This window comes from Mogibacterium kristiansenii (assembly GCF_029224645.1).
Taxonomy (GTDB): Bacteria; Bacillota; Clostridia; order Peptostreptococcales; family Anaerovoracaceae; genus Mogibacterium_A; species Mogibacterium_A kristiansenii.
The window spans coordinates 76,589-101,035 of sequence record NZ_JAQXUZ010000018.1; the positions used below are offsets into that span (position 1 = coordinate 76,589).

The window sequence follows — 24,447 nt, forward strand, 5'->3', positions numbered from 1 at the left end:
CTCGGGATATAATAACAGTGTGTCGAAAAAAGGAGAGGCGATATGTTTCAGGTTGGCGAGAAAATAGCATATCCGATGTACGGAGCCGGAACGATTACAGATATTGTCGAGAAAGAAGTGTTGGGCGAAATTCACAAATATTACGATGTGAACCTGCCGCACAGCAAGATGACGGTCCTGATTCCGGTGGAAAGTTCTGCGCGGGTTGGCGTGCGCAGAATTATTACTGCGGAAGATTTTCCGACAGTCTTTAAGCTGCTGGGCGAAGAGGCGGAAGCGATGCCGGCGAATTGGAATCGCCGATACCGCTTGAATATGGATCGGCTGAAAACCGGGGAAATCGAGGAAGTCGCTTCGGTTGTTCGAAATTTAGTGCGAAGCGATCGAAAGAAGTCCCTCTCCACCGGAGAGAAGAAGCTCCTGGGCACGGCAAAGCAGATTCTGGAAAGCGAGCTGATGCTGGCGGGAAATTATACAATGGAAGAAGCAGATGAACTGGTCGAATCCCACATATAACCGAGAACGGTATATGGCCGGAAACGACCGGTTTTTATATATGAATACTTTTAGAAAAATATATTGAGGGAGAAAACGATGAACATTGGAATCGTAGTTGCGGCGGGAAAAGGAACCCGCATGAACGCGGAGGTGCCGAAGCAGATGCTGCCGTATCGGGACAGCACTGTTTTGGAGTGCGCCGCGCGGCCGTTTGCGGAACATCCGGATATCGACGAAATCGTCATCGTCACGCCGGAGGACGGTACGAATGCGGATTTTTACCTAAAAACAGCCCGCGCCCTGCAGGAGGTTTCCGGCAAGGCGGTGCGGCTGACGAAGGGCGGAAAGGAACGAAGAGACTCCGTCCGGGCCGGGCTGGATATGTGCGGAAATATTTGCAGAGAGAAAGGAATTTCGGAAAGTTCCGTGAAGGTGCTGATTCACGATGGTGCTCGAGCGGACCTGACGACCGGAATCATTGACCGAAACTTAAAGGGTCTGGATCGGTGGGATGCGGTATGTACTGCGGTTCCGTCGGTAGATTCCATGCGGATTATTCCGGATACCGACTTGAACTCGTTATTTATTTATCCTATAATGGACAGTAAAGTTATTGAGAGAAGGCGCATGTTTTGCGTTCAGACGCCTCAAAGCTTTCGGCTGGATGTGATTCGCCGGGCCTACGATGTTGCGAGACAGAAGGGATATTCCGGTACCGATGATGCATCCGTCGCGGAATTGGCGGGCATCTCCGTGGTCCTTGTGGAGGGAGAGTACGCCAACCGAAAAATAACGACCAAAGAGGACATTTCTATGGAAATCAGAACAGGAAACGGTTACGATGTACACCGCCTTGTCCCGGACAGAAACCTGATATTGTGCGGGACTCCGGTCCCCAGCAAATTGGGACTTCTGGGACATTCCGATGCGGACGTAGCGACGCACGCATTGATGGATGCCCTGCTGGGGGCTGCGGGAAAAGGAGATATTGGAAAATATTTTCCGGATACCGATGAGAAATATCGGGGAGCGGACAGCATAGAGCTGCTCCGGGAGGTAATCCGGATTATCGGCGACTACCGGGTTGTCAACGTGGATGTGACAATTATTTGTGAGAAGCCGAAGCTGGCACCTCATATAGAAGCCATGAAAGAGAATCTCGCCCGGGCGATGAATGTTTCCGAGGGACAGGTGAATGTAAAAGCCACCACCACGGAGAAGCTGGGCTTTACGGGACGGGAAGAAGGTATTGCGGCAATAGCGAGCTGCACGATTGAAGGGAGACAATAGAAATGAAATTATCCAAGAGACATCTGAAGACATTGAGAGAAGCACCGAAGGAAGCGGAACTGGTCAGCCATCAGCTGCTGATTCGTGCCAACCTGGTTCGCAAGGTAGCAGCGGGAATCTATGAATTCATGCCGCTGGGATACCGTTCCCTTCGGAAGGTGGAGAATATCGTCCGGGAGGAACTGGACCGCATCGGCGATCAGGAAATCCTGATGCCGGGACCGAATCCGGCCGAACTGTGGAAGGAATCCGGCAGATGGTATGCATACGGACCGGAACTGTGGAGAATCAAGGACAGAAACGGAAGAGACTTCTGCCTTGGACCGACGCATGAGGAGACCGTAACGGATATCGCACGGAACGAATTCTCTTCCTACAGAGAGCTTCCGCAGACCCTGTACCAGATTCAGTGGAAGTACAGAGACGAAGCTCGTCCAAGATACGGACTGCTGCGTTCCAGAGAGTTCCTGATGAGCGACGGATATTCCTTCGATAGAGATGAAGCGGGAATGGATGTCAGCTACATGAACGAGTACGGTGCTTATGAGAGAATCTTCACTCGCTGCGGACTGGACTACAGAATTGTAGAAGCGGACAACGGCCCAATCGGTGGAAGCCGTTCTCACGAATTCTCCGCACTGTCTAACGTGGGAGAGAGTGAACTGGCACACTGTCCGGAATGCGGATATGCGGCAACGCTGGAGAGGGCGGAATGCGTAGATGATGAACCGGTTCAGGAAGAGATGGAAGAACTGAAGAGCGTATATACTCCGGGAACCAAGACCATCGAGGACGTATGCAACTACCTCCACATGGATGTGAAGAAGTCCATCAAGGCGCTGATGTTCGTTACCTACGACGATGAACTGAATCCGGCAGAGTACGTATGCGCCTTCGTTCGCGGTGACCGTGAAGTGAACATGATTAAGCTGGTAAATGCACTGGGCATTCCGGAACACTACATCGAATTCGCCAATGAGGACGAGATGGGTGCAACCACCGGTTGTGTCGGCGGATTCACCGGTCCGGTAGGACTGCAGAACTGCAAGATTGTAGTGGATAGCGAACTGGTAGGAACCGTGAACATGTGTGCCGGTGCGAACAAGGAAGACCACCACATGACCGGCGTATGTTACGGAAGAGATTACAAGGGCGACATCGTAACGGATATCAAGGTTCTGAAAGAGGGCGAGCGCTGCCCGAAGTGCGGAAAACCGATTATCGAGCATAGCAGAGGTATCGAGGTTGGACAGATCTTCAAGCTGGGAACCAAGTACTCCGAATCCATGAAGACATTCTACAGGGATGAGAACGGAAACGACTGCGTATACCAGATGGGTTGCTACGGCATCGGCATCACCCGTACCCTGCAGGCAATCATCGAGCAGCACAACGATGAAAACGGCATTATCTGGCCGATTTCCGTTGCGCCGTATCACGTAATGATTACCGTAATCAATCCGCAGGATGAAACCCAGATGAATCTGGCCGACAAGATTGAGGAAGAGCTGGAGAAGGCCGGTGTGGAAGTTCTGTGCGATGACAGAGATGAGAGACCGGGCGTGAAGTTCAAGGATGCGGATTTGCTGGGACTGCCGATTCGAATCACCGTCGGAAAGAAAGCCGGCGAGGGTGTTGTGGAGTATAAGCTGAGAAGAGAAGGGGAGATGACCCTGAAGTCTGCAGAAGATGCGACAAAGGATGCCATCGATCTGGTAAATGCGGAGAGATTTGGACTGTAATTGTGTTAGAGCTTTTTATAACATTCTTTAAACTGGGATTATTTACGATTGGCGGCGGTGTGGCGATGATACCGATTCTTCAGAACATCGCCGTCAACGAAAAGAAGTGGTTCACGGCAGAGGAAGCGCTGGATGTCATATCCGTCTGCCAGAGCCTCCCCGGTGTTATTGCAATTAACATGGCAACATACGTGGGATTCAAGCGAAAGGGTTTGCTTGGATCCCTTGTTTCGACTGTGGGGGTTGTGCTTCCTTCTTTTGTCGTGATTATTTTGGTGGCCAAAGGCCTGTCCGCCTTCGGAGATAATCCGTACGTGATGGGTGCGTTGGGCGGCCTTCGGGCGGCCGCCATGGGACTGGTGCTGATTGCGGTATATTCCATTGCTAAGGGCGTCATCAAGGATTGGTTTTCCGGGATTTCCTCCCTGGCGGGGATTCTGCTGATCGAATTTACGAATATGAGTGTGGTGCTGATTGTACTCCTGTTTCTTGTGACCGGAATTCTTCGGTCGCTTTGGAACACTCGCCGGGAAGGAGTCTTGAAATGATTTTCGCAAAACTATTCTGGGCATTCTTCAAAATTGGCGCTGTGGGGTTCGGCGGCGGCATGGCCATCGTGGGCATGATCTACGATACCATCCGGGGATTTGTGTCCATGACCCCGTCCCAATATGCGGACATCGTGGCGATTGCACAGGTCACGCCGGGACCGGTAGCGGTGAACACGGCCACCTATGTGGGGTATCAGACGGCGGGAATGCCGGGGTCCCTCGTAGCCACGCTGGGGGTTGCCACACCTGCTTTTATCCTTGTAGCCATCGTCGCCAGCATGATTGATCGCTACAAGCAGAGCCGAATCGTTCAAGGAGCGCTGGAGGGAATTCGGCCCGCGACGGTGGGCATGATTTTTACCGCGGCCCTTACCATCTGCCGGCCGGCCGTCGAAGCGGAGCATCCTTTAGGGGGGAGCATTTCCGCCATTTCCGGTATTTTACCGGGACACATTGACGGAATTGCCATCCTGATGTGCGCCGCCACCGTCCTGCTGATCAAGAAGTTCCACGTAAACGCAATATACGTATTGCTGATTATGGGATGCATTGGTGCAGTAGTTGGTGTATAATTTAATGGACCGGATTTTGAATCGGGTGATGGAGACTGCCCGAAATTGTTTTTAACCGAATGGGAACCGCCGGAGAGATTTGGCGGGGAAAGGGGAACCGATGAAGATATACAATACCATGACCGGCTGCAAGGAAGAATTCGTACCGCTGGAAGAGGGGAAGGTTCGGATTTACGTCTGCGGACCGACCGTATACAATTTCTTTCACATTGGAAATGCCAGACCTTTCGTGGTGTTCGATACACTGCGCCGGTATTTCAAATACAGAGGATATGATGTGAAGTTCGTGCAGAATTTCACTGACGTGGATGACAAGATTATTCGCCGGGCCAAGGAAGAGGAAATCACCGCTCCGGAGGTATCCGAGAAGTACATAAAAGAATACTTCGAAGATGCGAAGGCGCTGAACGTGATTCCGGCGGACGTGCACCCGAAGGTGTCCGAGCACATTCCGGAGATCATTGCTTTCATCCGGACGCTAATCGATAAGGGCTATGCCTATGAGGCAGACGGGGATGTGTACTACAGCACCCGGAAGTTCAAAGATTACGGAAAGCTGTCCGGACAGAATATCGATGACCTAGAGTCCGGCGCCCGGATTGCAATAGGCGAAGTGAAGAAGGATCCGCTGGATTTTGCACTGTGGAAGGCGCAGAAGGAACCGGATGAAATTGCGTGGGATTCCCCGTGGGGAAAAGGCCGTCCGGGCTGGCACATCGAGTGCTCCACCATGGCGAAGAAGCATCTGGGCGAGACCATCGATATCCACGGCGGCGGACAGGATTTGCAGTTCCCGCATCATGAGAACGAAATTGCACAGTCCGAGGCTTGCAACGGCGTACCGTTCGCAAAGTATTGGATGCATAACGGATACATCACCGTGGACGGCGTGAAGATGTCCAAATCCCTGAACAACTTCTTTACGGTTCGGGACATTCGAAAGGACTTTACCGGAGATTTCATTCGGTTCTTCCTGCTGTCGGGACACTACCGGAGCCCGATTAATTTCAGCGACACGGAAATGAACAGCGTAAAACAAGGCTACGATCGTATTGTGACCGCCGTAGAGACGCTGGAGTTTCTGAAGAAGAACGGTACGGATGAGATGTCCGCTTCGGAAAAGGAAACCTTGGAGAAGCTGAACGGCTATTACAAAGAAGGATTTATCGCCGCGCTGGAGGACGACCTGAATACGGCACTGGCGATTTCCGTCATCTTTGAAATGGTAACCGCTGTGAACCAGGCAGTGCACGAAAGCGGTTCGAAGGAATTTGCGGAAGAAGCGCTGAAGCGGATTCACGAGCTGACCGATGTCCTGGGAATTCTGCAGGATGCGGAAGAGGATGTCATCGGTGAGGATATTCAGGCGCTGGTGGACGAACGTCAGCAGGCGCGAAAAGAGAAGAATTGGGCCAGAGCGGATGAAATCCGGGATATGCTGGCAGAGAAAGGATATACGCTGAAGGATACACCTCAAGGGGTGCAGATTATCAGAAACAACTAAGAATGGATCAGGAAATACAGAACATTAACACGACAACCCTGGCGTACATGGGTGATGCGGTGTACGAGGTTCGCGTCCGGGAAATGCTGATTGAGCACGACCCTCACGATGTGGGAAAACTCCATAAGATGGCGGTTCGCTACGTTTCGGCGGAGGGTCAGGCGAAAGCCATGCGGAAGCTGGTGAACGGATTCCTGACGGAGGATGAAATCCGTCTCTACAAGAGAGCTCGAAATCATCGGACACTGTCCCGGTCCAAGAATACGGACCCTCGCACCTACAAGGTGGCCACGGGATTTGAAGCCCTGATTGGATATCTTTTTCTGGCAGAGGAATCGGATCGGCTGGACGAAGTCATCGAGGAAGCCATCCGGATTATTGAAGAGGAGTAACATATGAGCAAAGCGGATCAGCTGTTCGTGACCATGTGTCAGGACATTATCGAGAACGGTTTCAGTACGGAGGGACAGAAAGTGCGCCCACACTGGCCGGACGGAACACCGGCCCACACCATCAAGAATTTCGGTGTGGTAAATCGGTATAACCTGCAGGAAGAATTTCCCGCACTGACCCTGCGCCCAACCGCCATCAAATTGGCCTTTGACGAACTCCTATGGATCTGGCAGAAGAAATCCAACAACGTTCACGACCTGAACAGCCATATCTGGGATGAATGGGCGGATGAGGGCGGATCCATCGGCAAAGCCTACGGCTACCAGCTGGGAAAGAAGTACACCTTCAAGCAGGGCGAAATGGACCAGGTGGACAACGTGCTGTGGCAGCTGAAGAACGACCGGTACTCCCGGCGGATTCTGACCAACATGTACAATTTTGACGATCTCTCGGAGATGAACCTGGAGCCTTGCGCTTACAGTGTCACCTTCAATGTTAAAGGGGATACGCTGAACGCCATTCTGAACCAGCGGTCTCAGGACATCCTGACGGCCAATAACTGGAACGTGGTGCAGTACTCCCTCCTCCTGATGATGATGGCCAATGTCAGCGACCTCAAAGCCGGCGAATTGGTGCACGTCATTTCCGACGCTCATATCTACGATCGCCATGTGGATATCGTAAAAGAACTGATCGCACGGCCCCAGTATCCGGCACCGAAGGTGACCCTGAATCCGGAAGTGAAGAACTTCTACGATTATACGGTGGATGATCTGACGGTGGAAAACTACGAGCACAATCCTCAGGTGAAGAATATTCCGGTTGCAATTTAACGGAAAACAGTGTAAATTAAACGGTGCGGCAGACTGCCGTATGCTGACCCGGTGAGGAAAGCCTTGCCGGGTTTCTTTTATAGATAGATGAAAACCGAAGAAATTCGGAAGGAGGAAATATGAATCTGATTGTGGCAGTGGACTCGGAATGGGGCATCGGCTGCGGCGGAGAGCTGCTGGCCCACATCCCGGGCGACCTGAAATACTTTAAGGAGACCACCATGGATAAGGTGGTGGTGATGGGCCGGAAGACCTTGGAAAGTCTGCCGGGAAAGAAAGGGCTTCCGAAGCGGGTGAATTTCGTACTCACCGGGAATCCGGAATTCGAGGCGGAACGGTGTCAGGTGGTTCATTCGAAAGAAGAACTAACCGAGGCGCTGGAGGAATACAAGACGGAAGATGTTTTTATCATTGGCGGAGAGAGCATTTATCGTCGGTTCTACGAACAGTGCGACAAGCTGTATGTGACGAAGATGCATGCGAACCTGAATGCGGATCGGTTCATGGTGAATTTGGACGAGGATGCTCGTTTTCGGGTGACTTGGGAGAGCGAACTGCAGAATGAAAACGGGATTGAATATCAATTCGTTCTATATGAAAGGAGTTAAGGATGGCCGGAAAGAAGAAAAACGGAAAGAATCGCCGGGATGCCCACGGGGTGTATGAGAGAAGAGAAGCCAGAGGCAAGAGCAGCTACGGCGGAAACCGTTCCAACGAACGGAGTGACGGAAGCCGAAGAGGCGGCAGGGATGGCGGTCGGGAGAACAATTCCCGTTCGGTATATGATTACGGCGGTGCGGGAAGCCGGCCGAGCAGCCGCCGTGCACCGCGGACGGAGGGATTCCGGGGCGGAAATTCGGAGCGCAGAGGCGTGAGAAACTTTGAGCAGGAAGAATCTGCGGAGAACCTGCTGGTGGGAAGAAATCCGGTAATTGAAGCTCTACGGGCGGGACACGATGTGGAACGCATCTATATGGCGGAAGGTGCCGGCGGATCCATTTCCATCATCCGAGCTTTGGCAAAGGAGCAGGGTGTGTCCATCAGTATGGTGGATCGGTTTAAGCTGGACCATATGGCGCCGGGACAGAAGCACCAGGGGGTGATTGCGGAAATTCCGGCATATCACTATTCCAAGATGCAGGATATTTTCGCCCGGGCGGCGGCAATGGATGAGGAGCCGTTCATCGTCATCCTGGATGAAATCACCGACCCTCACAATGTGGGGGCCATCATTCGGAGTGCGGAGTGCATGGGCGCCCACGGAATCATTATCCCGAACCGGAGAGCATGCGGTCTCACCAGCACCGTTGCGAAGAGCGCGGCAGGTGCCATTGAACAGATTCCGGTGGTGCGGGTGACCAATATCGGAAGAACCATCGAGGAGCTTCAGAGCCGGGGCATCTGGATTGCGGCCTGTGATATGGACGGCGAAGCGTATTACTCTGCGGCAGGGCTGAACGGCGCGGTGGCCATCGTCATCGGCAACGAGGGTCGGGGCATCGGAAAACTGGTTCGAGAGAAATGTGATTTTGTCGTTTCCATTCCGATGAAGGGTAAAATCAATTCGCTGAATGCGTCCAATGCGGCAGCCATCGTGCTGGCGGAAATCCGCAGACGCCGGGAATGCCGGTAAACTGGTTTTTTCAACAGGAAAAACAAGAATATTTTAGGGAGAAAAAACAGTTTTAAACCCTTGAAACATAAGGCTTTGAAGGAATTACAAAAAGTAAATCGTCCCTTATTTTTCAACAAGGAAATTCATGTTTCAATTTCAAAACAAAGGTTAACATTTAGACAATCTTCATATAATATTCACTTCAAGAAGGATGTTGTCTCGGACAACGAAAGTGAGGTTTGTTATGAATAAGAAACAGATAATTTCCAATGGGATGTTGGCAACAATGGCAATGATGATTCTCAGCGTAGTTTTCGTCGTATTGGTATGCCGTGAGGCGATTGTTACTCAGGCGGTCGTTTCCGTAGTGTGCTTCGCACTGGCTGCGATGGCAATGAGCCACGTGAAGGTACACACCGGCAGGTAAGGAAGTGCTCCAAAGCCGGCTTTTGCCGTGTAATCTCAGAAAAAGTAAATAAAACGAGTAAAGCAGCAAAAATATTTACAAAATCTCTTGACATTGACGAGGTATCAGAGTAATATTATTGAGCGACTTTATGAAATAACAAACAGAGCAGTGAGATACCTGCTCTGATTTTGGAGTGAATAAGGATTTTTTCAAGATAATGGCAGTATAAGGAGGAAACTACTGTGAGAAACAAAATTATCCTGGCATGCACCGAGTGCAAGCAGAGAAACTACAACACCATGAAGAACAAGAAGAACAATCCGGACAGAATTGAACTGAGAAAGTATTGCAAATTCTGCGGAAAAGAGACTCTTCACAAGGAAACAAAGTAATTACTGCATTGTAAACAGCGGAGTGCAATCATGGTTAATAAGAAAGAAACTGGGAAGAAGAGCCGCGGCGAAAAGCGCGGAATCCTGGGATATCTTGCCGGCGTAAAGGAAGAGTTCGGCAAGGTTGTATGGCCGACGAAGGACGAGCTGAGCAGCAGTACACTGGTTGTATTTGCAGTGTGCGCATTCTTTGCCTTGGGCTTCTGGCTGGTGGATACCGGATTCCTTGCGTTGCTGCGCAAAGTGCTTGGAATTACACTTTCCTAGTATGTAGGAGCAATTGAATATGGCGGACATGACAGAGAATTTGAATGCGAACAGCACTTCCGTGTCGCCGCTGGAAGGCGAAGGACTTCGTGGTGACGGTACCTCGAAGTGGTATGTGGTGCATACGTATTCTGGATATGAGAACAAGGTAAAAAGCAACATCGAAAAGATGGTGGAATATCGTGGCATGCAGGACCTGATTGAAAAAGTCGTAATCCCAACCGAAGAGATTATGGAGCTCAAGAACGGTCAGCGGAAAATCAAAACCCGCAAGCTGTATCCGGGATATGTCGTTATCAAGATGATTGTAAATAATGAAACTTGGTACCTGGTTCGCAACACAGAGGGTGTTACGGGCTTTGTTGGACACGGTTCGGATCCGATTCCTTTGAGCAAGGAAGAAGTAGTACGAATGGGTGTCGAAAAAATGCGAATCGACCTGGACGTTGAAGTCGGCGATACAATCCGCGTTATCGGGGGCCCTTTTGAAGGACAACTGGGCATCGTAGAAGAGATCAGCCCAGAAAAGCAGATTGTTAAAGCCAGAGTTTCGATGTTCGGTAGAGATACTCCTGTGGAACTTGAATTTTCGCAGGTTGGAAAAATTCAATAATTAATTGAAGAAAGGAGAAGACGATGGCAAAGAAAATTGATGGCTACATCAAATTGCAGATTCCTGCCGGGGGAGCAACTCCTGCACCACCTGTTGGTCCTGCACTGGGTCAGAAGAGCGTGAACATCATGGACTTCTGTAAGCAGTTCAATGCAAGAACAGCAGATCAGAGCGGAATGGTTATTCCGGTTGTTATCACTGTTTATGCAGACAGAAGCTTCAGCTTTGTGTGCAAGACACCGCCAGCAGCAGTTCTGCTGAAGAAGGCTGCAGGAATCGAGAGTGCATCCGGAGAACCGAACAAGCGCAAGGTCGCTACCATTACTCTGGAACAGGCTCAGGAAATCGCTAAGACTAAGATGCCGGACCTGAATGCAGCATCCCTTGAAGCCGCAACGGATATGATTAAGGGAACCGCAAGAAGCATGGGCATCATCGTAGAAGGCTAAGACAGTGGGAGGCGTAAGCCGCTAGTACCACAAGGAGGAAAAAATGCCAAAGAGAAGTAGAAGATACAGCGAAGCTGCAAAAGACTTCGATAAGACTCAGACTTACGAAGTAGCAGAAGCTGTACAGCACGTAAAGGAACTTGCAACTGCAAAGTTCGATGAAACCATCGAAATGCACATCCGTCTCGGTGTAGATGGAAGACACGCAGACCAGCAGGTAAGAGGAGCTACTGTACTGCCGCACGGAACCGGTAAATCCAAGAAGGTTCTGGTTTTCGCAAAGGGCGCAAAGGCAGAAGAGGCAGAGGCAGCCGGTGCGGATTATGTCGGTGCTGAAGATATGGCACAGAAAATCCAGCAGGAAAACTGGTTCGACTTCGATGCAGTAGTAGCAACCCCGGATATGATGGGCGTTGTAGGTCGTCTGGGTAGAGTTCTGGGACCGAAGGGCTTGATGCCAAACCCGAAGTCCGGCACCGTAACCATGGACGTAACGAAAGCACTGGAAGAGATTAAAGCCGGTAAGGTGGAGTATCGTCTGGACAAGGCAAACATCATCCACGTAATCATCGGAAAGAAATCTTTCACCGAAGAGCAGCTGGTAGAGAATGCAAACGCACTGCTGAACGCAATTGCGAAGGCTAAGCCGTCCGCAGCAAAGGGTCAGTACTTCAAGAGCGTAACCATCGCTTCCACAATGAGCCCTGGCGTTAAAGTGAACAGCGCATCCTTAGGCTAAATCGTTATCTTTTAAAAATCGAATATCAACCGTAGACAGCGGGTGCGAAAGCTTAATTTCCCGCCGAGGTACAATATAAATTGAACCCCGCTGTCTCCATAGCGGGGTATTTTGTACCGTGTGTGACATTCGGAACAAAACTATGACCGCCCGGCGGTCAGGAAAGGAGAACAAATGTCTGTAGAAGCAAAAAAAGCAAAACAGGTAGTAATTGACGAAATCAAAGAACGTTTTGAACAGGCTCAGTCTGTTGTTGTTGTAGATTATCTCGGACTGACTGTAGCAGAAGCCGATGAGATGAGAAAGAACCTCAGAGAAGGCGGCGTTGGCTTCACCGTTTACAAGAACACTCTTGTAAAGCGTGCCATCGAAGGAACACCGTACGAATCTCTGGGCGAAGCCCTGAAGGGTTCCAGCGCATTCGCATTCAGCAACGAAGACGCAACTGCAGGTGCAAGAATCCTGAACAAGTCCATCAAGCAGTACAAGAAGATGGCGTTCAAGGGCGCTGTAGTAGAGGGTCAGGTATATGACGCAAAGCAGGTAGAAGCGCTGGCTGAAATTCCATCCAGAGAAGAGCTCATCGCTCGTTTCATGGGAAGCATCCAGTCCCCTCTGTCTCAGCTTGTTAGAACCTTCAAGGCAATTGCTGACAAGGACGAGGAAGCTGCGGAAGCTTAATCGAAATCATAATTTTATAAAGCGGGCCATTGCGGCCTAACCAACACTTATAAAAATCAGAAAAGGAGAACTTATAATGGATAAGGATCAGATCATCGAGGCTCTGAAGGAAATGAGCATTCTCGAAATCAACGAACTCGTTAAGGCTTGTGAAGAAGAATTTGGCGTATCCGCTGCTGCTGCTGTTGTAGCTGCTCCGGGAGCTGCCGGTGGTGCTGCTGCTGAAGAAGAACAGACTGAATTCACTGTTGTTCTGAAGGAAGTTGGCGACAACAAGATTAAGGTTATCAAGGCTGTAAGAGAAGCTACCGGTCTTGGCCTGAAGGAAGCAAAGGCTCTGGTTGACGGTGCTCCGGCTAACGTTAAGGAAAACGTTGAGAAGGCTGAAGCAGATGCACTCAAGGCTGCTCTGGAAGAAGTTGGCGCAGTAGTTGAGCTGAAGTAGTTCAGATACGAAGTCAGAAATTGGGCCCTGATTGTCTCAGGGCCCATATTGTTGTTTGCATATATCTATCTCGCCTGGGGGTATTGAGACCCGAAGTGAGCGAGAAAAAAATCACTGAAAACACTCAAAATTCACACAAGTTCTATGCAATTGTGCCATATACTTGTTAGTTGCAATAGAATCGATTTTTTCTTGAACAATAAGGAGTGATAACATGCCAAGACCTGTAAAAGTTGGTAGGAAAGAACGCATGACCTTTGCCAAGATCAATGAAGTTTGCGAGATGCCGAACCTCATTGACGTGCAGACACAGTCCTATAAATGGTTTGTGGAAGAAGGTCTGTCAGAGGTTCTGGAGGACGTTTCCCCAATCCGGGATACAACGAATACCCTCAGTCTCGAGTTCGCCGACTACCATTTTTCCGAAGAAACCAAATATAGTCAGGAAGAATGTAAAGAACGGGAGACCACGTATGCAACATCTCTTACGGTAAAGGTACGGCTGATTAACCGCGAGACCGGTGAGATTAAAGAGCAGGATGTCTTCATGGGCGAGTTTCCTCTGATGACAGAAAAGGGCACATTCATCTACAACGGTGCAGAGAGAGCCATCGTCACACAGCTGGTTCGTTCTCCGGGACCGTATTTTGAAGTATTAGTGGACAAGTCCAATCAGAATCTGTTCTCTTCTACGATTATTCCGAACCGTGGTGCATGGTTGGAGTATGAAACGGATTCTGCTGGCATCATATATGTAAGAGTAGACCGAACAAGAAAATTACCGATTACCGCCTTCCTGAGAGCATTGGGTCTGGATTCCAACCAGGATATTCTGGACACCTTTGGCGATGACGACAGACTGATTCGTACGCTGGAGAAGGATAACACCAAGAACAGCGATGAAGGCGTGAAGGAAATATATAGAAGATTAAGACCGGGAGATCCGCCAACCGTTGAGAATGCGCGTTCCATGCTGAACTCCCTTCTCTTCGATGCGAGACGCTACGATTTGGCGAAAGTCGGAAGATATAAATACAACAAGAAGCTGGGAATTCACAACAGACTGGTGAACTCCTATGCGGCAGAGGATATCATCGATCCAAACACCGGAGAAATCCTGGTGGAAAAGGATGGATTTATTTCCCGTGCAAAGGCATATGAAATCGAGAATGCCGGTGTACTGAGCGCACTGATCCGCAGCAAGAACGAGAATGATGATTCTGTCGCTAAGGTTATCGGAAACCAGTTCGTGGATCCGACCGGATACGTGGACATCGACCTGGCACCGTACAAGCTGTCTGAGCTGGTTTACTATCCGGTGCTGAAGGATATCATTGACAATGCGGAGACCGAGGATGATCTGAAGGCGGCAATTGCCAGCCGGAAGCACGAGCTTTCTCCGAAGCATATCATCCTTGCGGACATCATCGCATCCATCAGCTACCTGCTGAACTTGAACTACGGACTGGGTGAAGTGGACGATATCGACCACCTGGGCAACCGTCGTCTGAAGACCGTGGGTGAATTGCTTCAGAACCAGTTCCGTATCGGATTCTCCAGAATGGAACGTTCTGTACGGGAACGCATGACCAACGAAAATGCGACACCGCAGCAGCTGATTAACATCCGTCCGGTAACCGCAGCGGTAAGAGAGTTCTTCGGAAGTTCTCAGCTGTCTCAGTTCATGGACCAGAACAACCCGCTGGCAGAGCTGACTCATAAGAGAAGACTTTCCGCACTGGGACCGGGTGGTCTGTCCAGAGAAAGAGCCGGAATGGAAGTTCGAGACGTACATTATTCTCACTACGGAAGAATGTGCCCAATCGAGACTCCGGAAGGTCCGAACATCGGCTTGATTGGTTCCCTGACGACTTATGCAATCATTAACGAATATGGTTTTATCGAAACACCGTATCGTAAGGTAGATAAAGAAACCGGCATCGTTACCAAGACAGTGGAATATCTGTCCGCAGACGATGAGGAACTGATGGTTGTGGCTCAGGCCAACGAACCGTTGGATGAAGACGGAAGATTCCTGAACAAGAAGGTTGCCGTTCGAGGCGTCAAGGGTGAAGTAACCATGGCGATGCGGGGCGAAGTGGACTACATGGACGTATCACCGAAGCAGGTAGTGTCCGTATCCACTGCAATGATTCCGTTCCTGGAAAACGACGATGCGAACCGTGCACTGATGGGTTGTAACATGCAGCGTCAGGCAGTTCCGCTGCTTGTGACTCAGGCTCCGTATGTCGGAACCGGTATCGAGTACAAGGCCGCTTGTGACTCCGGCGCAGTTGTTCTGGCTAAAAACACCGGAACGGTTGAATTCGTGGATGCGAAGACCATCCGGATTCGCCGGGACGAGGATAACGGCGTAGACAACTACAAGCTGCTGAAGTTCAAGCGTTCCAACCAGGGTACCTGCATTAATCAGAGACCGATTGTTTCCTTTGGAGAACACATCGAAGCCGGCGAGGTAATCGCCGACGGTCCGTCCACCAATCTAGGTGAGATTTCTTTGGGCAAGAACCTGCTGATTGGATACATGACCTGGGAAGGTTACAACTACGAGGATGCGATTATCCTGAACGAGCGCCTGCTCATGGATGATGTGCTCACCTCGATCCATATTGAGAAATACGAGTGCGAAGCGAGAGAGACCAAGCTGGGTGCGGAAGAAATCACCCGGGATATCCCGAACGTCAGCGAAGATATGCTGAAGGAGCTGGATGAAGAAGGCATCATTCGCGTAGGTGCCAGCGTAAAATCCTCCGACATTCTGGTGGGCAAACTGACACCGAAGAGCGAAACCGATCTTACCGCAGAAGTTCGGATGCTCCGTGCTATTTTTGGAGAGAAATCCAAAGAAGTAAGAGATACGTCGCTGAGAGTTCCTCACGGTGAAGCCGGTATCGTCGTAGACGTGCAGGTATTCAGCAGAGAGAACGGAGACAGCGAGCTGCCGCCGGGTGTAAACAAGGTGGTACGTGTCTACATTGCGACAAAAAGAAAGATTAACGTGGGCGATAAGATGTCCGGACGTCACGGTAACAAGGGTGTCATCTCCCGGATTTTGCCGGAAGAGGATATGCCGTTCAAGGATGATGGCGAGACCCTGCAGGTCATGCTGAATCCGTTGGGCGTACCTTCTCGAATGAACGTCGGACAGGTATTGGAAGTTCATCTGGGACTGGCTGCAAAGACCAAGGGCTGGTATATCGCGACACCGGTATTCGACGGTGCACACGAGAGCGATGTCGTTCAGCTGCTGGACGAATGCGGATATTCCAAGACCGGTAAGCTGCCGCTGAGAGACGGACGCACCGGTGAATACTTCGACCACAACATAACGGTGGGCTATATGTACATGCTGAAGCTGCACCATCTGGTAGATGATAAGATTCATGCGAGAAGTACGGGTCCGTACTCTCTGGTAACACAGCAGCCATTGGGCGGTAAAGCTCAGTTCGGCGGACAGCGTTTCGGAGAGATGGAAGTATGGGCACTGGAAGCATACGGTGCCGCTTACACATTGCAGGAAATCCTCACCGTAAAGTCCGATGATATCATCGGTCGTGTAAAGACCTACGAAGCGATCGTCAAGGGCGAGAACATTCCGGAACCGGGAATTCCGGAATCCTTCAAGGTATTGATTAAGGAGCTCCAGGCTCTGGCACTGGATGTTCGCGCGATGACCGGAGACAATAAGGAAATCAAGCTGAAGAATACATCGGAATACGATGATCCGGCAACGGTAGACAGCATGCTGAAGCAGGCAGACCGGAAGTCGGAAGCAGAACACGAACGGGAAGAGCGCAAGTGGGAAAGAATGAGAATGGAAGAGGAATCGGACGACGCATTCGGCCTGCAGGACCCGGACGATGAAGAGATGGATGATGATGCTTTTGCGGCAGAAGCGGAAGCACAGGCAGCTGCCGGAATCGAGGCAGAGGCAGACGACTCGTTCGAGGATGACGATGACATGTCGGATAACAGCGACATCAGCAGTCTTCTCGGAAATGATGACGAGGCCGGTTACGAGGTTTAAGAGGTAAGGGAGGAAATATGAATAACGAGAATAATTACGAACTTAGAAATTTTGAATCCCTGCAGATCAAACTGGCATCCACAGAGAAAATGAAGGAATGGTCTTACGGCGAGGTTACCAAGCCGGAGACCATCAACTACAGAACCCTGAAGCCGGAAAGAGACGGACTGTTCTGCGAAAGAATTTTTGGACCGACCAAGGACTGGACCTGCAGTTGCGGTAAGTTCAACAAAATCCGTTTCAAAGGACAGATTTGTCCGAGCTGCGGCGTTGAGGTTACCAAATCCAAGGTTCGTAGAGAGAGAATGGGACATATCGAGCTGGTTGCACCGGTGTCCCACATCTGGTACTTCAAGGGAATCCCGTCCAGAATCGGACTGGTTCTGGACATTACCCCGAAGAATCTGGAGAGAGTGCTCTACTTTGCTTCCTATATCGTAACGGATCCGGGAGATACTCCGTTTGAATACAAGCAGATTATCGAGGAAACCCAGTACAATGAGGCAAGAGAAATCTACGGCAAGAATTTTAAGGCAGCAATGGGTGCGGAGGCAATCAAGCAGCTGCTGATGGATATCGACGTAGATGAGCTGGCCGAGGAGCTTCGGGAACAGCTCACGAAGGCGTCCGGTCAGAAGCGGATTCGACTGGTGAAAAGACTGGAAGTTATCGAGGCCTTCAAACAGTCCGGCAATAGACCGGAGTGGATGATTCTGGACGTTGTTCCGGTAATTCCGCCGGACCTCCGTCCGATGGTACAGTTGGAAGGCGGACGTTTCGCAACTTCCGACCTGAACGACCTGTACCGCCGGGTAATCAACAGAAACAACAGACTGAAGAAGCTGTTGGAGCTGGGTGCCCCGGACATTATCGTTCGAAACGAGAAGAGAATGCTGCAGGAATCTGTAGACTCTCTGATTGACAACGGCAGAAGAGGTAGACCGGTGACAGGCGTTGCCGGAAGAGCGCTGAAATCTCTGTCGGATATGCTCAAGGGTAAGCAGGGACGTTTCCGTCAGAACCTGCTGGGCAAGCGTGTTGACTATTCCGGCCGTTCCGTAATCGTTGTCGGCCCGGGACTGAAGTTCTATCAGTGCGGTCTGCCAAAGACCATGGCGCTGGAACTGTTCAAGCCGTTCATCATGAAGGAACTGGTGGCACAGGAGAAGGCACACAACATCAAGAGCGCAAAGACCATGGTAGAGAAGATGAAGCCGGAAGTCTGGGATGTCCTGGACTACGTGATCAAGGATCATCCGGTTCTTCTGAACCGTGCCCCGACACTGCACAGACTGGGAATTCAGGCATTCGAGCCGGTACTGGTAGAAGGTAAAGCCATTAAGCTGCACCCGCTGGTTTGTACCGCGTTCAACGCCGACTTCGACGGAGACCAGATGGCGGTTCACGTACCGCTGTCCGTAGAAGCTCAGGCAGAAGCCCGATTCCTGATGCTGTCCGTGAACAACATCCTGGCACCAAAGGATGGTTCTCCAATTACCATCCCGACACAGGATATGATTCTGGGAAGCTATTACCTGACTCACCCGGGTACCGAAGAGAGAAACCTGGACAACGAGAAGGGCGACGGAAAGTGCTTCACGGATATGGACGAGATGATGATGGCATATCAAAACGGCACCATTGGCATTCATGCGAAGGTCAAGGTACGGATGAAAGCATATCCGGAAGATCCGGGCAAGCTGGTAGAATCCACCGTTGGCCGATTCATCTTCAACCAGGGCCTGCCGCAGGATATGGGTTTTGTCGACCGTGAGAAGGATCCGTATTCACTGGAAGTAGACTTCCTGTGTGGAAAGAAACAGCTGGGTACGATTATCGACAAATGCTTCAAGAAGCACGGAAATACAGAGACCGTTCTGATGCTGGACTACGTGAAGAGCATTGGCTATCACTACTCCACCATCGGTGCAGTAACTATTTCCATCTCCGACATGGAAATTCCGGAAGAGAAGGCAGAAATCGTTGCTGCAGCAGAGCGTGACGTAGATAAATTCGAAACCTACTACAGACGTGGACTGATGTCCGACCGTGAGAGATATGACCGTGTTATCAGCGTATGGAGAGAGGCAACCGGAAAGGTAGCGGACGCCCTGATGGAATCCTTGGGATCCTTGAACAACCTGTTCATCATGGCCAACTCCGGAGCCAGAGGTAACAAGAGCCAGATCAGTCAGGTCGGCGGAATGCGTGGACTGATGGCCAACGCTGCCGGACATACGGTAGAGATTCCAATCAAGTCCAACTTCCGTGAAGGTCTGTCCATACTGGAGTACTTCATTTCATCCAACGGTGCGCGTAAGGGTCTGACGGATACTGCGTTGCGTACGGCCGATTCCGGATACCTGACCCGTCGTCTGGTAGATATTTCCCACAGCGTTATCGTAAACGACTGGGATTGCGGTTCTACCGAAGGCGTAGAGGTTCAGGCATTCAAGGATGGCAAGGACGTCATCGAGCCGCTGAACCAGCGTATTGCAGGACGCTTCGCGGCGGAGGATATCGCAGATCCGACGACCGGTGAAGTTCTGGTAAAAAGAAATGACGAGATTTCCGATGCGATGGCAGAGCATATCGAAGCAATCGGTATCGAAACCGTCAAGATCCGTTCCGTAATGACCTGCCGTGCGGAGAGAGGTGTCTGCGTAAAGTGCTACGGCAGAAACTTGGCAACGGGAACTCGGGTACTTCCGGGTGAAGCAGTTGGTATTATCGCCGCACAGTCCATCGGAGAACCGGGTACTCAGCTGACCATGAGAACGTTCCATACCGGTGGTGTCGCAGGAAGCGATATCACGCAGGGTCTTCCGAGAGTCGAGGAGCTGTTCGAAGCTAGAAAGCCAAAGGGTCTTGCGGAAATCTGTGAGGCAGACGGCGTAGTGGAAAGCATCGCGCTCCGAGATGACAACAAGACTGAGGTCATCGTTCGCGAGGAAGGCGGAAATCGAGAATACATCATCCCGTACGGTGCACGTTTGCTGGTTAGCGAGGGCGATGAAGTCCATGCCGGTCACCAGCTCACCAAGGGACCGCTGGATCCGAAGGATATCATGAGAATTCTGGGGGTATCCGGAGTATACGAATATCTTCTGTCCGAGGTACAGAGAGTATACAGACAGCAGGGTGTAGATATCAACGATAAGCACATCGAAGTTATCGTAAGCCAGATGCTGTCCAAGTACAAGATTGAGAAGTCCGGTGACACCGACTTGCTGCCGGGCGGAATGTACAGCCGCTTCGAACTGGAGAAGGCCAACGAGGCTGCGGCAGAGAAAGACGGAGAACCGGCAACGGCAGAACGTCAGCTGCTGGGTATCACCAAGGCAGCGCTGGCAACCAACTCCTTCCTGTCTGCGGCATCCTTCCAGGAGACCACACGTGTCCTGACCGATGCAGCGGTAAAGGGAAAGACCGACCACCTGAGAGGTCTGAAGGAGAACGTTATGATAGGAAAGCTCATTCCGGCAGGTACCGGCATGAAACAGTATCGTAACATCGAGGTAGACTACGGAGAAAACGAACCTTTAATGAGAAGCTCCTACGAAGAAAACGAAGAAGGAAATGCTTCCGAAACCGTTTCCGACAAGAGTGGGAAGATGGAAGGTTTAAATGAGGATCTGGAAAGTCTCGCAAATTAATAATTTAGCATTGACAAAATATCAGCATTGCTGATATAATCATCAATGTTCGTTATCACTGAAAGACCTGGCGCACCAGGTCTTTCAGTTTGATTTACGATAAATGCTGCAGCCTATCGCTGCGGTGGCATAAATTCTAGAGGAAAGGAGACAATAATGCCTACTATTAACCAATTAGTTCGTCAGGGTAGAACCAGCTCGGTAAAGAAGTCTAATGCACCTGCGCTCGGTAAGAACATGAACACACTGAAGAAGAGTCTTACCAACGTTAACTCACCACAGAAGAGAGGCGTGTGCGTAGCGGTTAAGACTGTTACTCCTAAGAAGCCAAATTCAGCTCTGAGAAAAGTTGCAAGAGTTCGTTTGACTAACGGAATCGAAGTTACCGCTTACATTCCGGGTATCGGCCACAATCTGCAGGAGCACTCCGTTGTTCTGATCAGAGGCGGAAGAGTTAAGGACCTCCCGGGTGTTAGATATCACATCGTAAGAGGTACCCTGGATACAGCTGGCGTATCCGACCGTGGTCAGGCGCGTTCCAAGTATGGAGCAAAGAGACCTAAGAAGAAGTAGTTGATTCGGGATATTGTCTTAATATTGTAATATATTAAGGCGCCGCGGCCGGCGTTAGAAGTTCGGTCGAGTACCCCGTGGTAACAAGGAGGGAAGAGAAGTGCCAAGAAAAGGTAACACACCAAAGAGAGATGTACTTCCAGATCCAGTATACGGTAGTGTCGTAGTTGCAAAGCTCATCAACAGCATCATGCTGGATGGTAAGAAGGGCGTTGCTCAGAGCATCGTATATGATGCTTTCGACCAGATTCAGGAAGCTACCGGCAATGAACCACTGGAAGTATTTGAAGAGGCAATGAACAACATCATGCCGAAACTGGAAGTTAAAGCAAGAAGAATCGGTGGTGCGAACTACCAGGTTCCGATTGAAGTAAGACCAGAAAGACGTCAGACTCTGGCTCTGCGTTGGCTCACTCTGTACACAAGAAACAGAGGAGAGAAGACCATGGCAGAGAGACTGGCAAAAGAGCTCATCGATGCGTCCAACAATACAGGTGCGTCTGTAAAGAAGAAGGAAGATACGCATAAGATGGCTGAGGCAAACAAGGCGTTTGCACACTTCAGATGGTAATCTGAAAGAAACAGAAAGAGAAAACGAGTATTATAGAGAGGAGATAGAATGCCAAGAGAATTTTCTTTGGAGAAAACAAGAAACGTTGGTATCATGGCTCATATCGATGCCGGTAAGACCACAACGACAGAACGTATTCTGTTTTACACAGGAAAAACGCACAAGATCGGTGAAACACACGATGGTGCAGCTACCATGGACTACATGGCCCAGGAGCAGGAACGTGGTATTACCATCACCTCTGCGGCTACTACCGCTCAGTGGAAAGACACTCGTATCAATATTATCGACACCCCGGGACACGTGGACTTTACCGTTGAGGTAGAGAGATCTCTTCGTGTGCTGGACGGTGCGGTAATGGTACTCAGTGCGAAAGAGGGTGTAGAGCCTCAGTCAGAAACAGTTTGGAGACAGGCTGAGAAGTATAACGTACCGAGAATGATCTTCGTTAACAAGATGGACGTTCTGGGTGCGGATTTCTTCCACGTTCTCGACACAATTCATGATAGATTAAGAGCGAATGCCGTTCCGGTTCAGATGCCAATCGGTGCAGAGAACCAGTTCGTAGGTATCATCGACCTGATCACCATGAAGGCAGAGGTATATGACAGAGACGTTCTTGGAACCGAATTTGATATCGTAGATATTCCGGAAGACATGCTGGAAGAGGCTCAGGTATGGCACGATAAGCTGGTTGAGTCTGTTGCAGAGTGCGACGAGGAACTCATGATGAAGTATCTTGAGGGTGAAGAAATCACCATCGACGAGATCAAGACCACAATCCGTAAAGAGACACTGAAGGGCGAGATGTTCCCGATGTTCTGCGGATCTGCATACAAGAACAAGGGTATTCAGATGATGCTGGACGGTATCGTAGATTACATGCCATCCCCACTGGACATTCCGGCTATCAAGGGTATTGACCCGGATACCGGAGAAGAGGATGAAAGACACTCCAGCGATAAGGCTCCGTTTGCCGCACTTGCATTCAAGATTATTGCTGACCCGTTTGTTGGTAAGCTGGCATTCTTCCGTGTATACTCCGGAACTCTGAAGGCAGGTTCCTACGTATACAACGCAACCAAGGGCAAGAAGGAGAGAATCGGCCGTATCATGCAGATGCATGCGAACCACAGACAGGAAATCGAGATGGTATACTCCGGTGACCTGGCTGCCGCTGTTGGTCTGAAGCAGACCACCACCGGTGATACTCTGTGTGACGAGGATCATCCGATCATTCTGGAATCCATGGAATTCCCGGATCCGGTAATCGAGATCGCCATTGAGCCGAAGACCAAGGCAGGTCAGGAAAAGATGGGTATTGCTCTGGCAAAGCTGGCAGAAGAAGACCCAACCTTCAAGACCTACACCAACGCCGATACCGGTCAGACCATCATCGCCGGCATGGGTGAGCTTCACCTGGAAATCATCGTCGACAGACTGCTGAGAGAGTTCAAGGTAGAAGCAAACGTTGGTAAGCCTCAGGTATCCTACAAGGAGACCATCACCAAGGAAGTGGACGAGGATTACAAGCACAAGAAACAGACCGGTGGTTCCGGACAGTACGGACACGTTCGTTTCAAGATGTATCCGAGAGAAGCCGGTTCCGGATTCGAATTCAAGAACTCCATCGTGGGTGGTGCGATTCCGAAGGAATACATCCCGAAGATCGAGGAAGGATTCGTCAGCGCAATGGAAACCGGTCCGGTTGCAGGCTATCAGATGGTAGACATCGGTATCGAGCTGTATGACGGTTCTTACCACGAAGTCGACTCTTCTGAGATGGCCTTCAAGATTGCAGCAACCATGGGATTCAAGGATGCCTGCAAGAAGGCAGCACCGGTTCTTCTGGAGCCGATTTTCAAGGTTGAGGTAACCGTTCCGGAGAACAACATGGGTGACATCATCGGTGATATCAGTTCCAGAAGAGGAAGAATCGAAGGATCTGACATCAGAGGCGGTGCCGCAATCGTACGTGGATTCGTTCCGCTGTCCGAGATGTTCGGTTACGCTACCGACCTGCGTTCCAAGACACAGGGCAGAGGTACCTATGTAATGCAGTTCGACCATTTCGACAAGCTCCCGGAGAGCCTGCTGGAAAAGGTAACGAAGTAGTATAAAAAAATTATTTTTACCATATTAGGAGGAAAGATATGGCTAAGCAGAAATATGAGAGAACCAAACCGCATATTAATATCGGTACAATTGGCCACGTTGACCACGGTAAGACCACTCTGACTGCAGCAATCACTAAGACACTGCACGCAAGATACGGTCTGGGTGCTGACGTAGCATTCGACGAAATCGATAAGGCGCCGGAAGAAAAGGCAAGAGGAATCACGATTTCTTCCGCACACGTAGAGTACGAGACTCCGAACAGACACTACGCTCACGTAGACTGCCCGGGACACGCCGACTACGTAAAGAACATGATCACAGGAGCTGCTCAGATGGATGGTGCTATCCTGGTAGTAGCTGCAACTGATGGTCCGATGCCTCAGACAAGAGAGCACATTCTTCTGTCCAGACAGGTAGGCGTACCTTACATCATCGTATTCCTGAACAAGTGCGATATGGTTGATGACGAGGAGCTGCTCGACCTGGTT

The 24,447-nt window shown here is 50.4% G+C and carries 24 protein-coding genes and 1 other annotated feature; all 24 genes read left to right on the top strand.

The features are described 5' to 3' along the window. Positions 1 to 42 precede the first annotated feature (42 nt). On the top strand, positions 43 to 516 hold the full coding sequence (locus tag PUE40_RS05205) for a CarD family transcriptional regulator (RefSeq protein ID WP_154553921.1): 474 nt from the start codon (positions 43 to 45) through the stop codon (positions 514 to 516). Positions 517 to 594: 78 nt separating this feature from the next. Continuing rightward, on the top strand, positions 595 to 1,788 hold the full coding sequence (gene ispF / locus PUE40_RS05210; protein ID WP_277672110.1) for a 2-C-methyl-D-erythritol 2,4-cyclodiphosphate synthase: 1,194 nt from the start codon (positions 595 to 597) through the stop codon (positions 1,786 to 1,788). 2 nt (positions 1,789 to 1,790) lie between these two features. Beyond that, complete coding sequence (locus tag PUE40_RS05215; RefSeq protein ID WP_277672111.1) at positions 1,791 to 3,530, top strand: proline--tRNA ligase; 1,740 nt, start codon at positions 1,791 to 1,793, stop codon at positions 3,528 to 3,530. Between the two features lie 2 nt (positions 3,531 to 3,532). Then, positions 3,533 to 4,078, top strand: a complete 546-nt coding sequence (locus PUE40_RS05220) for a chromate transporter (RefSeq protein ID WP_277672112.1) — start codon at positions 3,533 to 3,535, stop codon at positions 4,076 to 4,078. Next, positions 4,075 to 4,653 carry a chromate transporter gene (locus tag PUE40_RS05225; protein ID WP_154553925.1) on the top strand — a complete coding sequence of 193 codons (579 nt, stop codon included), beginning with the start codon at positions 4,075 to 4,077 and terminating at the stop codon, positions 4,651 to 4,653. The genes PUE40_RS05220 and PUE40_RS05225 overlap by 4 nt, the downstream gene beginning before the upstream one ends. Before the next feature lie 100 nt (positions 4,654 to 4,753). Then, the gene (gene cysS, locus PUE40_RS05230) at positions 4,754 to 6,157 is read left to right on the top strand and encodes a cysteine--tRNA ligase (RefSeq protein ID WP_277672113.1); all 1,404 of its coding nucleotides are present in this window, start codon (positions 4,754 to 4,756) and stop codon (positions 6,155 to 6,157) included. 2 nt (positions 6,158 to 6,159) lie between these two features. Then, the gene (locus tag PUE40_RS05235; protein ID WP_154553927.1) at positions 6,160 to 6,549 is read left to right on the top strand and encodes a Mini-ribonuclease 3; all 390 of its coding nucleotides are present in this window, start codon (positions 6,160 to 6,162) and stop codon (positions 6,547 to 6,549) included. Between the two features lie 3 nt (positions 6,550 to 6,552). Then, positions 6,553 to 7,383: a thymidylate synthase gene (thyA, locus tag PUE40_RS05240; protein ID WP_154553928.1), complete on the top strand. Its 831-nt coding sequence runs from the start codon at positions 6,553 to 6,555 to the stop codon at positions 7,381 to 7,383. Between the two features lie 119 nt (positions 7,384 to 7,502). Continuing rightward, positions 7,503 to 7,991 carry a dihydrofolate reductase gene (locus tag PUE40_RS05245; protein ID WP_154553929.1) on the top strand — a complete coding sequence of 163 codons (489 nt, stop codon included), beginning with the start codon at positions 7,503 to 7,505 and terminating at the stop codon, positions 7,989 to 7,991. 2 nt (positions 7,992 to 7,993) lie between these two features. Then, positions 7,994 to 9,016, top strand: a complete 1,023-nt coding sequence (rlmB, locus tag PUE40_RS05250) for a 23S rRNA (guanosine(2251)-2'-O)-methyltransferase RlmB (protein ID WP_154553930.1) — start codon at positions 7,994 to 7,996, stop codon at positions 9,014 to 9,016. A 226-nt stretch (positions 9,017 to 9,242) separates the two neighbouring features. Continuing rightward, complete coding sequence (locus PUE40_RS05255) at positions 9,243 to 9,425, top strand: hypothetical protein (protein ID WP_277672114.1); 183 nt, start codon at positions 9,243 to 9,245, stop codon at positions 9,423 to 9,425. A 224-nt stretch (positions 9,426 to 9,649) separates the two neighbouring features. Beyond that, a complete protein-coding gene (gene rpmG, locus PUE40_RS05260; RefSeq protein WP_277672115.1) occupies positions 9,650 to 9,799 on the top strand; it encodes a 50S ribosomal protein L33 in 150 nt (49 codons plus the stop codon). 30 nt (positions 9,800 to 9,829) lie between these two features. Next, positions 9,830 to 10,066, top strand: a complete 237-nt coding sequence (secE, locus tag PUE40_RS05265) for a preprotein translocase subunit SecE (protein WP_154553932.1) — start codon at positions 9,830 to 9,832, stop codon at positions 10,064 to 10,066. Between the two features lie 19 nt (positions 10,067 to 10,085). Then, positions 10,086 to 10,679, top strand: a complete 594-nt coding sequence (nusG, locus tag PUE40_RS05270; protein ID WP_154553933.1) for a transcription termination/antitermination protein NusG — start codon at positions 10,086 to 10,088, stop codon at positions 10,677 to 10,679. Between the two features lie 23 nt (positions 10,680 to 10,702). After that, a complete protein-coding gene (rplK, locus tag PUE40_RS05275; protein WP_154553934.1) occupies positions 10,703 to 11,128 on the top strand; it encodes a 50S ribosomal protein L11 in 426 nt (141 codons plus the stop codon). A 43-nt stretch (positions 11,129 to 11,171) separates the two neighbouring features. Then, positions 11,172 to 11,867, top strand: coding sequence for a 50S ribosomal protein L1 (gene rplA, locus PUE40_RS05280; protein WP_154553935.1), 696 nt, complete (start codon positions 11,172 to 11,174; stop codon positions 11,865 to 11,867). An 11-nt stretch (positions 11,868 to 11,878) separates the two neighbouring features. Beyond that, positions 11,879 to 11,990, top strand: a sequence feature (ribosomal protein L10 leader region). A 51-nt stretch (positions 11,991 to 12,041) separates the two neighbouring features. Continuing rightward, positions 12,042 to 12,548 (top strand): 50S ribosomal protein L10, encoded by a 507-nt coding sequence (gene rplJ, locus PUE40_RS05285; RefSeq protein ID WP_154553936.1) that lies wholly within the window; start codon positions 12,042 to 12,044, stop codon positions 12,546 to 12,548. A 76-nt stretch (positions 12,549 to 12,624) separates the two neighbouring features. Then, positions 12,625 to 12,993 (top strand): 50S ribosomal protein L7/L12, encoded by a 369-nt coding sequence (rplL, locus tag PUE40_RS05290; RefSeq protein WP_154553937.1) that lies wholly within the window; start codon positions 12,625 to 12,627, stop codon positions 12,991 to 12,993. Between the two features lie 214 nt (positions 12,994 to 13,207). After that, entirely contained in the window at positions 13,208 to 17,041 is a 3,834-nt protein-coding gene (rpoB, locus tag PUE40_RS05295; protein ID WP_154553938.1) for a DNA-directed RNA polymerase subunit beta, read from the top strand. Between the two features lie 17 nt (positions 17,042 to 17,058). Further along, a complete protein-coding gene (rpoC, locus tag PUE40_RS05300; RefSeq protein WP_154553939.1) occupies positions 17,059 to 20,697 on the top strand; it encodes a DNA-directed RNA polymerase subunit beta' in 3,639 nt (1,212 codons plus the stop codon). 156 nt (positions 20,698 to 20,853) lie between these two features. After that, positions 20,854 to 21,270, top strand: a complete 417-nt coding sequence (gene rpsL / locus PUE40_RS05305; RefSeq protein ID WP_154553940.1) for a 30S ribosomal protein S12 — start codon at positions 20,854 to 20,856, stop codon at positions 21,268 to 21,270. A gap of 100 nt (positions 21,271 to 21,370) precedes the next feature. Then, a complete protein-coding gene (gene rpsG / locus PUE40_RS05310) occupies positions 21,371 to 21,841 on the top strand; it encodes a 30S ribosomal protein S7 (protein ID WP_277672116.1) in 471 nt (156 codons plus the stop codon). Positions 21,842 to 21,889: 48 nt separating this feature from the next. Further along, entirely contained in the window at positions 21,890 to 23,956 is a 2,067-nt protein-coding gene (fusA, locus tag PUE40_RS05315) for an elongation factor G (protein WP_154553941.1), read from the top strand. Between the two features lie 38 nt (positions 23,957 to 23,994). Continuing rightward, the coding region (locus PUE40_RS05320; protein WP_277672117.1) for a GTP-binding protein at positions 23,995 to 24,447 on the top strand (453 nt) is incomplete at its 3' end.

Excerpts from the sequence above, each read along its gene's own strand:
- PUE40_RS05205 (WP_154553921.1), top strand. The coding sequence starts at position 43 with ATGTTTCAGGTTGGCGAGAAAATAGCATATCCGATGTACGGAGCCGGA.
- ispF (WP_277672110.1), top strand. The coding sequence starts at position 595 with ATGAACATTGGAATCGTAGTTGCGGCGGGAAAAGGAACCCGCATGAAC.
- PUE40_RS05215 (WP_277672111.1), top strand. The coding sequence starts at position 1,791 with ATGAAATTATCCAAGAGACATCTGAAGACATTGAGAGAAGCACCGAAG.
- PUE40_RS05225 (WP_154553925.1), top strand. The coding sequence starts at position 4,075 with ATGATTTTCGCAAAACTATTCTGGGCATTCTTCAAAATTGGCGCTGTG.
- cysS (WP_277672113.1), top strand. The coding sequence starts at position 4,754 with ATGAAGATATACAATACCATGACCGGCTGCAAGGAAGAATTCGTACCG.
- PUE40_RS05235 (WP_154553927.1), top strand. The coding sequence starts at position 6,160 with ATGGATCAGGAAATACAGAACATTAACACGACAACCCTGGCGTACATG.
- thyA (WP_154553928.1), top strand. The coding sequence starts at position 6,553 with ATGAGCAAAGCGGATCAGCTGTTCGTGACCATGTGTCAGGACATTATC.
- PUE40_RS05245 (WP_154553929.1), top strand. The coding sequence starts at position 7,503 with ATGAATCTGATTGTGGCAGTGGACTCGGAATGGGGCATCGGCTGCGGC.
- rlmB (WP_154553930.1), top strand. The coding sequence starts at position 7,994 with ATGGCCGGAAAGAAGAAAAACGGAAAGAATCGCCGGGATGCCCACGGG.
- PUE40_RS05255 (WP_277672114.1), top strand. The coding sequence starts at position 9,243 with ATGAATAAGAAACAGATAATTTCCAATGGGATGTTGGCAACAATGGCA.
- secE (WP_154553932.1), top strand. The coding sequence starts at position 9,830 with ATGGTTAATAAGAAAGAAACTGGGAAGAAGAGCCGCGGCGAAAAGCGC.
- nusG (WP_154553933.1), top strand. The coding sequence starts at position 10,086 with ATGGCGGACATGACAGAGAATTTGAATGCGAACAGCACTTCCGTGTCG.
- rplK (WP_154553934.1), top strand. The coding sequence starts at position 10,703 with ATGGCAAAGAAAATTGATGGCTACATCAAATTGCAGATTCCTGCCGGG.
- rplA (WP_154553935.1), top strand. The coding sequence starts at position 11,172 with ATGCCAAAGAGAAGTAGAAGATACAGCGAAGCTGCAAAAGACTTCGAT.
- rplJ (WP_154553936.1), top strand. The coding sequence starts at position 12,042 with ATGTCTGTAGAAGCAAAAAAAGCAAAACAGGTAGTAATTGACGAAATC.
- rplL (WP_154553937.1), top strand. The coding sequence starts at position 12,625 with ATGGATAAGGATCAGATCATCGAGGCTCTGAAGGAAATGAGCATTCTC.
- rpoB (WP_154553938.1), top strand. The coding sequence starts at position 13,208 with ATGCCAAGACCTGTAAAAGTTGGTAGGAAAGAACGCATGACCTTTGCC.
- rpoC (WP_154553939.1), top strand. The coding sequence starts at position 17,059 with ATGAATAACGAGAATAATTACGAACTTAGAAATTTTGAATCCCTGCAG.
- rpsL (WP_154553940.1), top strand. The coding sequence starts at position 20,854 with ATGCCTACTATTAACCAATTAGTTCGTCAGGGTAGAACCAGCTCGGTA.
- fusA (WP_154553941.1), top strand. The coding sequence starts at position 21,890 with ATGCCAAGAGAATTTTCTTTGGAGAAAACAAGAAACGTTGGTATCATG.